Here is a 12,138-nt window from a genome sequence, read left to right on the forward strand (position 1 = left end):
AAAAATAAAACGTTCCACATGGAACATTTTATTTTTTGTAAATCTAAATTAGAATTTATCTACCCATGTAAACAAGTAAGACAGAAATATCACTTGGTGAAACTCCACTTATTCTACTCGCTTGTGAAATTGAAGTAGGTTGTATTTTAGATAATTTTTCTCTTGCTTCATATGATAGAGACTTTACTTTGCTATAATCAAATGTAGAAGGAATAGGTACGTTTTCTAATCTATTTAATTTATCTGCATTATTCTTTTCTTTTTCGATATAACCAGAGTATTTTAAATGGATTTCAACTTGTTCTATAATTTCATTATCAATTCCATTTTCTTTAATATAGTTTTCAAGCTTATCAATAGATCTAAAATCAGAAAAAGTTAATTGAGGTCTAGCAGCAATTTTATACAATTTCATAGATTGATTAATTGTTGCTAAATTTTTACTTTCTAAAATCGGATTAACATCTTCCTTCGTAATACTTAATTTAGTAATGAAGTCGATTAAGTTTTGAGTTTTATTTTTCTTCTCTTCTACCCTATCCATTCTTTCTTGAGAAGCTAACCCTAATTTATAAGCTTTTTCTGTTAAACGTAAATCGGCATTATCTTGTCTTAATAATGTTCTATACTCAGCACGTGAAGTAAACATTCTATATGGCTCTTCTGTCCCTTTAGTAATTAAATCATCAATTAAAACTCCAATATAAGCCTCACTTCTTTTTAAGATAAATGGTTCTTTATTTTGGGTTTTTAAAGCTGCATTTACACCAGCCATTAAACCTTGTGCTGCTGCTTCTTCATAACCTGTTGTACCATTAATTTGACCAGCAAAAAATAAGTTATTAATTAACTTAGTTTCTAAGTTATGTTTTAATTGAGTAGGTGGGAAATAATCATATTCTATAGCGTAACCATATCTAAAGAACTTTACGTTTTCAAATCCAGGGATAGCACGTATTGCTTTATCTTGAATATCTTCTGGAAGTGATGTTGAAAATCCGTTTACATAAATTTCAACTGTGTTCCATCCTTCTGGTTCCACAAATATTTGATGACGCTCCTTTTCTGCAAAACGATTAATCTTATCTTCTACAGAAGGACAATAACGAGGTCCTGTTGATTTAATTCTACCGTTAAACATTGGAGAACGTTCAAAACCTTCACGAAGTAAATCGTGTACTTCTGGATTGGTGTAAGTAAGGTAACAAGAACGTTGTTTTGTTAATGTTTTTGTTATTGGTAAATAAGAGAATTTTTCTGGAGAATCATCACCAGGTTGTTCAGTCATTTTAGAGTAATCTAAAGAGCGTCCGTCTACACGAGGTGGAGTTCCTGTTTTCATTCTGCCAGCTTCAAAACCTTTAGTAACTAAATCTTCTGTAATACCAGTTGAAGCTCCCTCACCTGCTCTACCACCACCAAATGTTTTTTCACCAATATGAATTAATCCATTTAAAAAAGTACCAGCTGTAACAATTACAGTTTTAGCTTTTATTTCTAAACCTAAAGCAGTTTTAACTCCTGTAATAGTATCACCATCAAACAATAATCCATTAACAGAATCTTGATAAAAATCTAAGTTTTCTGTTTGTTCTAACATTGTTCTCCAGCACTCTGCAAACTGCATTCTGTCTGATTGTGCTCTAGGACTCCACATAGCAGGTCCTTTTGATTTATTAAGCATTTTAAACTGTATAGCTGTCTTGTCAGTCACAATAGCGCTATAACCTCCTAATGCATCGATTTCTCGTACAATTTGCCCTTTTGCAATTCCACCCATAGCAGGATTACAACTCATTTGAGCAATGTTTTGTAAGTTCATTGTAATTAACAAAGTGTGTGCTCCCATGTTTGCACTTGCTGCAGCTGCTTCGCTACCAGCATGTCCACCTCCTACTACAATTACATCGTATGTTGTATTAAATAAACTCATTTTTTATAGTAAGTTCCACGTGGAACTCTTTTTATTTTTTATCTAAAATTTCTAAACATTCATTTTCTTTAGAGCGCATAATTTGCTTCTCTTCATCAGTTTTATCTTTGTATTTCATATAATGTAAAACACCATGAATTATCACTCGGTGTAATTCGTTTTCAAAAGAAGTATTAAATTCTTTAGCGTTTTCCTCTACCCTTTCTACAGAAATAAAAATATCACCACCAACTAATTTACCTAACGTATAATCAAAACTGATAATATCAGTAAAGGTATCGTGTTGTAAAAACTCAATATTTATTTTATGTAAATAAGCGTCGTCACAAAAAATATAGTTGATTTCTCCTAATTCAAAATCTTCCTTTTCAATACATTCCTGTATCCATTTAGAAGTGTTTTTTTCATTGTTTAATTGAAACTCGGTTTCGTAATTAAATGCAATCATTTCTTTATATCAAATACTATTATTAATGTCTTAAAAACTTAATTAAAAAGCAATAGTATTTATATAATCTAGAGGCTTTTTAATACGTTATTTTTTATCCTTTGGAAGGCTAAAGTACTCTTGAACCTTCTTTTTGTAATTTTGGCGCAAAGGTAGTGATTGTCTGTTTAATATCTCTGTTTGGTTATAAAACAACTTTTTAAACTTCAATTCTTTAGTAGTATTGTTATTAAACTCCTGTAAATTGGTATTTGATTTACGTTGCTTATCTTTATTTTGTTCAAAAGTTGCTTTATCTAATTTAAGTAATTCATAGTTTAATTGCTGCATTCTATTAATGCTTTCTTGAGTAAACCCTTTTTCTAAAATTTCATTTTCTAATTGTTCCATTTCTTTTAATGCTTTTTTAGCATTACCATTACCTCCATTACCTTCTTTAATAGCATTTTCTAATTGTTCTCTTAGTTGAGATTGTTCTTTATAAATTTGATATAACTCACCATCCAAATCATCACTTTGTTCACCGTTTTGTCCTTCTTTTTCACCTTTATTTTTACCGTCTTTTCCATTTTTAGGATTCCCTTGGTTTTTCTTTTGCATACCTTGTTTCATCTTTTCCATCAATTCATTTTGCTTTTGAATGATGTCTGGTAAACTAAATGATTTTCCTTTTCCCTTCCCTTTTCCATTACCAGGTTTAGGGTTCTGCATAGCATCTAAAGTATTACTTAACATATCTGCCAATGTATTAGCAGAGGTCATAACATATTGTTGATTTGATATACCAGTCTGAAAATAATTATCTGCAAAGTTTTCTAAAGATTGATCTAAACTATAATGAGCTTGTGCTAAGTGATCTTGTATTTTTGATGAGATGCTAGGAACACGCATAGAAAGCACAAATAAACTATCATCAATATGCTCAAAATAGGTTTTAAGTTGATGTTGTTTTTGAAGGTTTTTACCAAAGTTAGGATGTGATGAATTTGAGGAAGAAAACTCATTCATCAAAGCTTCTTGGTCGAAAGAAAATGTAATAAGGTTTTCTAAAATTTGACGCAAACCTTCCATGTTTTCCTCTTCCATTTCAGCGCTCATTGATTGCATAGATTGTTGCATTTTCTGACTCATTTGCTGCATTTTTTTAGCAGCCTTTTTCTGACTTTTTTTAGTTTCAGAAGCGTTATTTTTTTCTAAGTTTTCTTCTGCTTTATTTAATTCTTCTTGAGCTTGTTTTTCTAAATCTTCCATAGAAGGCATTTCCATGGGTTGTTTCAACTTCTTATTATCTTTTTCTAAGTCGTCTAATTCTTTTTTCGCTTTTTGAAACTCCTCATTAATCTGTTGTTGTTCTTCCTTATTAGTTTCTTTGTTACTTAACTCTTCTTGTTTTTTAGATAAATCATCAAGCTTGTTTGCTAACTGATTCATTTTTTGTTCAACATAAAAACGCTTAGTCATTTCTAAGATACGTTCTAAACTACGCTCCTGTTGTTTATTTTGTTCCGCTAGTTCTTTTGTCTTTTTAATTAAATCTTCTTTCTTTAATTTATCTGCTAGCTTGTTTAATTCGTCTAGTAATTTTTGTTGTTTTTCTAACTTTTTAAGTTCTTCAATACGTTTTTTAAGGTTTTCTTTTTTCTGTTCTAAGGTTTCATTTTCTTCTTTCTTTTCAGAAAAATTCTCTTGTAATTTTTGCGTTTGACGTTGCATCATTTGCTTGTATTGCTCCTGACGCTTTATTAAATTTTGAATTTTCTTTTGATCATTCCAGTTAATATTCTTCTTATTCTGCAAATCAAACTGAATCTTTTCTAAATCTTTCTTACTTTTTTGTTGCTGATCTAATGAATTAGTAATGTTTTCAATGTAGTTTTTTTGCTCTTGTAATAGTTCTTCTTCTATCTCCTCCTCCGTTTTTTGTCGATAGTTAAACTTTCTACTCATGGCTTTTTTACTACCATTTACAATATCATTATCGTATACTTGAAAGTACATTTCATAGTCTATTCCCTCTTTTAAATCTAAACTTCCAGGAAACTCAAAATAAAAGGTTTGAATATTTTCTTTATTTATATTAATTAACTGATTATCAGTGTTTTGATTATTTTTTTTATTATAATAAACCAATTCTAACCTCTTAAAACCATAATCATCAGCAATTTGACCTACAAACTGTGCATTTCCTCTTGAAATACTATCAATATTTGAATTTACATTAATAGTTGGATATTCATCTTTAGTCACATTAATAGAAAACTGTAGTTGTTCGTAATCTGTTAGATTTTTGTTAGATGTAGTTATTTGATAGTTTGTATTATTTAAAACACGTTTTGTAAACTCAAATTCGTTGTTTTCTTTTTGATTAAAATTTGTTCTTTTCTCTTTTTCTATGAAGGTAACTGTATCGGTTTCAGAAGTTTTTATGTCCCATTTTATAATTGTTCCTTGTGGAACATTTAAGTTTCCGGTGTTGTTAATCGTTTCAGAAGCTTTACCTATGTATGAAGGGTAAGTTAAGTTTAATGCTATATTTTGAATAGATGGAGTTTTAATAATTGTTATACTATACTCATTAGATTCAATTCCGTTGGCACTAGCATAAAAAGTAATAGGGTTTTGAACTTCAGAAAACGTATATGAAAACAAACCATTTCCTTCACTTTCCATAAAGTATTGTTGATTATTAAAATGAATTTTGGTTTCCTGAGGTATTACCTCCCCCTCTGTTTGTAAGTAAACGGTTATATCTTTTCCTTTAATAACACTTAAATCTTTTGCTGTTAAATTAAAATAAAAAGGAGCTGGAGGGTTATATGCTACTGAATGATTTACTACACGATTAAAACTTTGTGAAAGTTTACTAGAAGTTCCTGTAAGCATAGAAATTCCCCAAATTAAGAAAGGAATTAAAGCATATTTTACATACTTTTTGTTTCTACTAAAGTCAATGGCCTTATTAAAAGAAACAGGCTGTAATTCTTTTGATTTTTGCTCAATGCTTGCAGCTAATAAATCAGATTGCTGATTGTTTTGCTGTAATTGTAAAACGTTTAATAGTTTGTCTTTTACTTCAGGAAAATGATTTCCAATAATTTTAGAAGCCTCTTCAAAAGAAATTCCTTTTTGTAGCCCCACTATTTTAAAAATAGGAAAACAAATAAAACGGAAAAATAAGAATGCTTCTACTGCAATAAATAACCAAAATAAAATAGTTCTAGCAGTTGGTTTTAACCATAAAAAATATTCAATAAAGAGTGTAAATAGCAAATAAATCAATCCTAACGAAACAAATAAAATGCTTCCTTTTATCAATTCATTAGTGTAAAATTTCTTACTAAACAGCTCTAGTTTCTGTTGTATTTTATTAAAATCTCCCATATCTAAGTATAAAAATACATGTTTTATGAGGAAATCTTAGTTAAAGATTTATTTAAACACTCATATTTCATTAATAAACTACTTTAAATACGTTATTTGAAGAAAAAATAAGGATTTACCATACCTTTTATAAGGTAAAAAAAACGATGAGTATATAAAGTTGAATTAAATTGCTAGTACTAATTTTAAAAACTTTAAAGATGTTAAAAAACATTTCAAACTTAGGTATTCTGCTTAATAAGGTAGATCAAAAAAATATTAATGGAGGTTTCTTTTCAGGAAATAACGAGTGTGATATAACAGGGTGTTATGAAAGTTATCCGGGAGGAAACGGTTATGTTGGTCGTGGCGAAGGAAATCCATGTGCTTTTGATACGCCTTATGGAATGAGTTGTTCAGGAATTATACAAGATGGTTTGTGTTGTATAAGCTAAGATCCAGAAAATGTATGAAAGCAGTATTTATTTAAATGCTGCTTTTTTTATGAAGTGTAGTTCAAATAATAAGTACTTTTTGTAAGGAACAAAAGCTTTTGTAAACTAACTAAAAAATATTTTCAGCATGAAACAACTAGTTATACCAGTATTATTTTTAATTACACTTAATGTTTTTTCTCAAAGTCCGTGGACAAAAAACAAAAACGAAGGATATATTCAAGCATCATTTACCTCAATTGGAAGCTATGATAAAATTTATGGTAATCCAGATTATAAGCCTCAACGAGAAATTACCGACAATACATTTCAATTATATGGAGAATATGGTGTAACAGATAAAACAACATTATTTGCTAACGTTCCTTTAAAAATGGTAAAAACAGGTGACTTTACAGAAGATATGTCTGTAATTTTTCCTTCTTTTACTATCGATGAAGCTTCAGAAACCTTGTTAGGAAATATCCAATTAGGAATAAAACACAACTTTTCTAACAATAAGTGGTTGCTTTCAGGACAACTTTCTATAGAAGTAAATACAAGTACCTATCTAGAAAATTCAGGATTACGAAGTGGTTACGATGCATGGACATTTACACCGTTATTTTTAACAGGAAGAGGATTTGATTCATGGTATATACAGGCTTTTACGGGTTTTGATATTAGAACAAATGATTATAGTTCTAACTATAAACTAGGAGGAGAAATAGGGTATAAAGCTTTAAATTGGCTATGGATAGCTGGTTTTTTAGATGGTGTTGCTTCTTTAAAAAATGGTGATGTTGTGTTACCTCAAGAAAACTTAGCTACAGGTTTGTATGTAAATAATCAAAGCTATGCTGCATTTGGATTCAAGTTTATTGGAGAGTTTAATAAATCATTTGGTGTTAATGTAGGATTTGGCGGAGCCTTTGCTGGAAGAAATGTTGCCAAAGCTCCAGCTTTGAGTTTTGGATTATATCATAAGTTTTAAAAAAGTATGGATTATCCTTACCTTTTGTAAGGCAAAATCACTGAAGAATTTTTAAAGTTGAATTAAATTGCTAGTACTAATTTAAAAACTTTAAAAGATGTTAAAAAACATTTCAAATTTAGGTACTACCCTAAACAAAAAAGAACAAAAAAATATTAACGGAGGTTTTGGACTTACCAGATGTAGATACGACCAAGATTGTCCAAGAAGAGACATGTACTGCTTCCATGGCTATTGCCAATATAAATAATTAAAAAAAGAATCTAAAAAGTAAGGTTTTTCCTTACTTTTTATAAGGAAAAATCAACTAAGAGTCTTAAAAGTTGAATTAAATTGCTAGTACTAATTTTAAAAACTTTAAAGATGTTAAAAAACATTTCAAGCTTAGGTAGTACCCTAAACAAAAAAGAACAAAAAAACATTAATGGTGGTTTTGGCGGAGGAACTATGCAATGCTCTTCAAATAGCGATTGTGATATTCTTAATTCTTACCCAGGAATGGAAAATGAACGTTTCTTTTGTTATTGGGGTTATTGTCAAATATCTTAAAACATTTTATGTTGAAGAATATTTCAAATTTAGGTAGTACGCTAAACAAAAAAGAGCAAAAACTTATTAATGGAGGTTCTCTAATTTTTTGTTCGGTTTGTGTAGATTTTTGTAGATCACAAAATTTTCAAACTAAGGAAGAGTTTAGTGCTTGTTTTTATGATTGTAAACAAGATATGTGCTAAGAAACAATAAGCGGACTTAGGTTCGCTTTTTATATTAATCTATAAATTTAAAAATTATGTTAAAGAACATTTCAAAAACTGGTAAATTACTTAGTAAAAAGGAACAAAAGATAATTAAAGGAAATGGAGGATGCTTTCCTCTTGAGCCTTGTGATGTGGGTTACGTGTATGATTTCACAGCTTGTGCATGTGTTCCAGATAACTCATAAAAATTATTTTAAAAGCGAGTTTAACTCGCTTTTTTTCTTTTTTCTCTTTCCTCCTTTTTCTTTTCTATTAACATAAAACTATCTTTGCGCTTTCAAATCAATAAAAAAATGACTGAGAACGTAAGAGTACGCTTTGCTCCGAGTCCAACAGGACCTTTACACATAGGTGGTGTAAGAACTGCTTTATTCAATTATTTATTTGCTAAAAAACATAACGGAACCTTTGTTTTACGTATAGAAGATACGGATCAAACTCGTTATGTAGCCAATGCAGAACAATATATCATCGATTCGTTAGAGTGGTGTAATATTCCATTCGATGAAGGCCCAGGTAAAAACGAAAAATTCGGACCTTATCGTCAGTCAGAACGTAAAGATTTGTATAAAAAATATGCCGATCAGTTAATTGAAAGCGGTTGGGCATATTATGCCTTTGATACAGCTGAAGAGTTAGATGCACATCGAAAAAATCACGAAGAGCAAGGAAAAACGTTTATCTATAATTGGCATAATCGTCAAAAGTTAAATAATTCGTTAGCTCTTTCTGCTGATGAAGTTACGGCTAAGATTAGTGCAGGAGAAAAATTTGTGATTCGTTTTAAAACACCACAAGATGAAACGTTGATTTTACAAGATGAAATACGTGGTACGATTAAAGTTGAAACAAACACTTTAGATGATAAAGTATTGTTTAAATCTGATGGTATGCCAACCTATCACCTAGCAAATATTGTAGATGACCATTTAATGGAAATTTCGCATGTAATTCGTGGTGAAGAATGGTTACCTTCTCTCCCACTACATGAGTTATTATATCGTGCGTTTGATTGGAAAGCACCAAAATTTGCACACTTACCATTAATTTTAAAACCAGTAGGAAAAGGAAAATTAAGTAAGCGAGATGGTGATAAGTTAGGTTTTCCAGTATTTCCGTTAGAATATACAAATGAGCAAACAGGAGATGTTTCACGTGGATACAAAGAAGACGGTTATTTTGCTGATGCATTTATAAATATGTTAGCATTCTTAGGGTGGAATCCTGGAACAGAACAAGAAATTTTTAGTTTAAAAGAACTAACAGAAGCGTTCGATTTAGCGCGCGTAAGTAAATCAGGAGCTAAGTTTAGTCCAGATAAAACCAAATGGTTTAATCAGCAGTATTTACAGCAAAAATCTAACGAAGAACTTACAGCGTTATTCTTGCCTATTCTTGAAGAAAAAGGTATAACTACAGATAAAGATCGTACAGAGAAAGTAGTTTCGTTAATAAAAGAGCGTGCAACGTTTGTAGCTGATTTTTGGGAGTTATCTAGCTTTTTCTATCAAAACCCTTCAGAATACGATGCAAAAGCGGTTAAAAAGCAATGGAAAGACACTACAAGTGAGTTAATGCAAGAATTAGTAGAAGTAATTTCTAAAATAGAAGATTTTTCAATTGAAAATGCCCAAACTGAAATTAAGGGATGGATTACCTCAAAAGAAATAGGATTTGGTAAAGTGATGCAACCACTTCGTTTGAGTTTAGTAGGTAAATTGGCAGGACCAGATTTGTTTGATATCATGACAATGATAGGTAAAGAAACTACCATAACAAGAATACAAAACGCGATTAACGCATTATCATAAAAATAAAAAAGCCGCTTTTTAAGCGGCTTTTTTTATATTAAATAAGAAGGTTTAAAACATACATCCTCCTAAATGTTTTGCAGCATTACGACCATTATTACCACCGCCATTATTCCAGTTTAATTTAAATACAACACCTAAAGTTCCTTGAATATGTGAACGCATACTTTCGTAACCTTCAAAAGAGTGTTTATAATATAATTGCGGATTAATACCAATATTATCGCTAACCCAGTAAATTCCACCAGCACCAACATTAAGAGTAGGTGTCATTTTACGTTCAGAGTCAACTACACTTCCTCCTATAAAAACATACGGAGCAAACTTGTTAAACATAGCATTCAAGTTATAACGAAACGAAGCATCCATAGAAAAATACTTTGCCGAGTTTTTAATAAAACCAACATCATCAATAGTATTAAAAGACATAGCACCGTCTAAAGAAAAACGATCACCAATAGGCATGGTTAAACTTAAAGTAGGTACTTGAAATAAGTATTGATCACCAATAAATGCGGCATCACTTTCACTAAATTTCGTTATTCCGAAACCTACACCTATTTGCCAAGAGTCGTTTAAGTTTTGAGAAAAAACGGATGTTGTTAAACAAGTAAAGATTGCTATGAATAAAATTTTATGTTTCATCGGGAGATAAGTGTTTAGAGTAATAACTGGTTTAATAAGTTTTTAGTATAATTAAATTAATTGGCATTCACCTTTTTAATAGCTGCGGTAAAATCATCTAAGTCGTTATCGTTTAAAACTAAATGAACGGCTTCATCACAAACTTTCTCAGCATTCTCAGCAGAGAAATGCAAAGCTACTGCAATTTTACGAAGTATGCCAACTTCCTCTTTGGCTACATCTTCATCAGCAAAAATCATTCTTGTTAAACGATATAAGCGCTCAATACGCTCGTCGTAACTTACTGGGGCGTTTATTGGGTATTTTTCAGGACTTTTTAAGATTAGCTTATATTCCTCTTCACTAATATTTAATTTTTTTGCAGCTCTGTCTAATAATAACTGTTCTCCTTCTGAAATAATTCCATCAGTCTCAGCAATTTTTACTACACTAGCAAAGTGCCCTATTTCTTGTTTATGTTTTCCGGTTGAATATAAATCTGATATAGACATAATTTTTTTGTTTTTTTTAGATTGAAAGTAAGTGGTATTTATTTAGAAGCAAAGTTTAAATAAAGTCACATAAATACCGCCGAAAGTTAACAATTCTAACCAAAAACAAAGTATTATTTTTTCTTATTATAATTTAAAAACATATAAAAACTACTAATAAAAAACAGCTATTTTTTAGGTGTTTTAAAGAGTTTTTATTTTTAGTTAATACAAATGTTTATACTAGTGTTTTTTTATTCTTTAAAATAGCGATTATGGAGGTTTTAATAAAAAAACACATAAAAATAAAACCTTAATAGAGGGTATTTATAGAACACACGAAAAGAATCAATAAATCTTAATTTAGTTTTTCGTTTTTAAAATTACTAACTTGTAGCATATGAATTTTCAATCTTATCAAAAATGAAAACGGTATATACTATTTTAATTTTTTTAGTTTCGGTTACGTTTAGTTTTTCACAAAATAATGAAGTAATAGAAAAAGAGGTTAATCAACAAATATGGCAACCATTTAAAAAATCTTTTGAAGCTAGAGATTGGAATACATTTAATAGTTTACATACTAATGATGTTTTAAGAGTTAATAAGTATGGAATTCGCATAGGAGAAGAATACAAAACATCGGTACAAACATCATATCAAAAACTAACGACTAAGAAAAGACAAATAGATTTTTGTTTCAATCAAAGAACTTACAAAGGAAGTACTGGTTACGAAGTAGGTTATTACCGAATTATATACACTGAAAAAGACAAAGAACCACGTATTGTATACGGAAGGTTTCACGTGTTACTTAATAAAAAGAGTGGTGTATGGTTAATTTCGCAAGACTGGGATACTGATACTATGAATGGAAAGCCAATTACTAAAGAAGATTTTGAATCAGGTAAATGTTTGTAAATTAGATAGTAATATTTAAGTAGTTTTATCCTTCATTTGTCATTTCGATTGTAAGAAGAAATCTGTCAAAACTTTAGTAGTAAAAATCCTATCAAAACTGAAATTTAACTTTAAAATCGTATTTAATTCAAAATTAAATAACTAGCAAAAACGCCACTTTTTTCATCTGTTAAAGTATTGTAAAATTTAGCTCCTACTAAGTATAAAATCTGATCGAAAACGTAAATTTGTGTAGAGTTTTGCGCAGAGTTCCCCACGATTGTTAATTACTTCAGCCTTAAAAAAGAATTGCAAAAACATTGCTGTAGTTTCTATTCAGTCACTCTTCTCAAAAAAATTGAAAAGAAAACTAAAAATTTTATTG

General features: G+C 29.9%; 12 protein-coding genes. 7 read left to right on the top strand and 5 right to left on the bottom strand.

Annotated elements, in window-relative coordinates:
* Positions 1-55: 55 nt before the first annotated feature.
* The 3 genes from mnmG to VCM48_RS10170 all read right to left on the bottom strand — a co-directional run bounded on the left by mnmG (position 56) and on the right by VCM48_RS10170 (position 5,762).
* Positions 56-1,933, bottom strand: a complete 1,878-nt coding sequence (gene mnmG, locus VCM48_RS10160; protein WP_482270426.1) for a tRNA uridine-5-carboxymethylaminomethyl(34) synthesis enzyme MnmG — start codon at positions 1,931-1,933, stop codon at positions 56-58.
* Between the two features lie 31 nt (positions 1,934-1,964).
* Complete coding sequence (gene ybeY, locus VCM48_RS10165; protein WP_482270427.1) at positions 1,965-2,381, bottom strand: rRNA maturation RNase YbeY; 417 nt, start codon at positions 2,379-2,381, stop codon at positions 1,965-1,967.
* An 87-nt stretch (positions 2,382-2,468) separates the two neighbouring features.
* Entirely contained in the window at positions 2,469-5,762 is a 3,294-nt protein-coding gene (locus tag VCM48_RS10170; RefSeq protein ID WP_482270428.1) for a DUF4175 family protein, read from the bottom strand.
* A gap of 200 nt (positions 5,763-5,962) precedes the next feature.
* On the opposite strand from VCM48_RS10170, the gene VCM48_RS10175 reads away from it, so the two are divergent.
* The 6 genes from VCM48_RS10175 to gltX all read left to right on the top strand — a co-directional run bounded on the left by VCM48_RS10175 (position 5,963) and on the right by gltX (position 9,738).
* Complete coding sequence (locus tag VCM48_RS10175) at positions 5,963-6,196, top strand: hypothetical protein (protein ID WP_274638860.1); 234 nt, start codon at positions 5,963-5,965, stop codon at positions 6,194-6,196.
* A 127-nt stretch (positions 6,197-6,323) separates the two neighbouring features.
* Positions 6,324-7,169, top strand: a complete 846-nt coding sequence (locus VCM48_RS10180) for a hypothetical protein (RefSeq protein WP_482270429.1) — start codon at positions 6,324-6,326, stop codon at positions 7,167-7,169.
* 97 nt (positions 7,170-7,266) lie between these two features.
* Positions 7,267-7,419, top strand: coding sequence for a hypothetical protein (locus tag VCM48_RS10185; protein WP_274638862.1), 153 nt, complete (start codon positions 7,267-7,269; stop codon positions 7,417-7,419).
* Positions 7,420-7,532: 113 nt separating this feature from the next.
* The gene (locus tag VCM48_RS10190) at positions 7,533-7,718 is read left to right on the top strand and encodes a hypothetical protein (RefSeq protein WP_274638863.1); all 186 of its coding nucleotides are present in this window, start codon (positions 7,533-7,535) and stop codon (positions 7,716-7,718) included.
* A 241-nt stretch (positions 7,719-7,959) separates the two neighbouring features.
* Positions 7,960-8,112, top strand: coding sequence for a hypothetical protein (locus VCM48_RS10195; protein ID WP_274638864.1), 153 nt, complete (start codon positions 7,960-7,962; stop codon positions 8,110-8,112).
* Positions 8,113-8,220: 108 nt separating this feature from the next.
* Positions 8,221-9,738: a glutamate--tRNA ligase gene (gltX, locus tag VCM48_RS10200; protein ID WP_482270430.1), complete on the top strand. Its 1,518-nt coding sequence runs from the start codon at positions 8,221-8,223 to the stop codon at positions 9,736-9,738.
* A gap of 51 nt (positions 9,739-9,789) precedes the next feature.
* Here gltX and VCM48_RS10205 read toward each other — a convergent pair whose 3' ends face one another.
* Together VCM48_RS10205 and VCM48_RS10210 are read right to left on the bottom strand one after the other, a co-directional pair.
* Positions 9,790-10,383, bottom strand: coding sequence for a transporter family protein (locus VCM48_RS10205; protein WP_099214918.1), 594 nt, complete (start codon positions 10,381-10,383; stop codon positions 9,790-9,792).
* Between the two features lie 56 nt (positions 10,384-10,439).
* Entirely contained in the window at positions 10,440-10,874 is a 435-nt protein-coding gene (locus VCM48_RS10210) for a tellurite resistance TerB family protein (RefSeq protein WP_274638866.1), read from the bottom strand.
* Between the two features lie 402 nt (positions 10,875-11,276).
* Here VCM48_RS10210 and VCM48_RS10215 point away from each other — a divergent pair, with 402 nt between their 5' ends.
* Entirely contained in the window at positions 11,277-11,774 is a 498-nt protein-coding gene (locus tag VCM48_RS10215) for a hypothetical protein (protein WP_482270431.1), read from the top strand.
* Positions 11,775-12,138: the final 364 nt, after the last annotated feature.

The organism is Tenacibaculum sp. DPLXC6 (genome assembly GCF_056815515.1).

Excerpts from the sequence above, each read along its gene's own strand:
- mnmG (WP_482270426.1), bottom strand. The coding sequence starts at position 1,933 with ATGAGTTTATTTAATACAACATACGATGTAATTGTAGTAGGAGGTGGA.
- VCM48_RS10180 (WP_482270429.1), top strand. The coding sequence starts at position 6,324 with ATGAAACAACTAGTTATACCAGTATTATTTTTAATTACACTTAATGTT.
- VCM48_RS10195 (WP_274638864.1), top strand. The coding sequence starts at position 7,960 with ATGTTAAAGAACATTTCAAAAACTGGTAAATTACTTAGTAAAAAGGAA.
- VCM48_RS10185 (WP_274638862.1), top strand. The coding sequence starts at position 7,267 with ATGTTAAAAAACATTTCAAATTTAGGTACTACCCTAAACAAAAAAGAA.
- VCM48_RS10210 (WP_274638866.1), bottom strand. The coding sequence starts at position 10,874 with ATGTCTATATCAGATTTATATTCAACCGGAAAACATAAACAAGAAATA.
- VCM48_RS10215 (WP_482270431.1), top strand. The coding sequence starts at position 11,277 with ATGAAAACGGTATATACTATTTTAATTTTTTTAGTTTCGGTTACGTTT.
- VCM48_RS10190 (WP_274638863.1), top strand. The coding sequence starts at position 7,533 with ATGTTAAAAAACATTTCAAGCTTAGGTAGTACCCTAAACAAAAAAGAA.
- ybeY (WP_482270427.1), bottom strand. The coding sequence starts at position 2,381 with ATGATTGCATTTAATTACGAAACCGAGTTTCAATTAAACAATGAAAAA.
- gltX (WP_482270430.1), top strand. The coding sequence starts at position 8,221 with ATGACTGAGAACGTAAGAGTACGCTTTGCTCCGAGTCCAACAGGACCT.
- VCM48_RS10205 (WP_099214918.1), bottom strand. The coding sequence starts at position 10,383 with ATGAAACATAAAATTTTATTCATAGCAATCTTTACTTGTTTAACAACA.
- VCM48_RS10175 (WP_274638860.1), top strand. The coding sequence starts at position 5,963 with ATGTTAAAAAACATTTCAAACTTAGGTATTCTGCTTAATAAGGTAGAT.
- VCM48_RS10170 (WP_482270428.1), bottom strand. The coding sequence starts at position 5,762 with ATGGGAGATTTTAATAAAATACAACAGAAACTAGAGCTGTTTAGTAAG.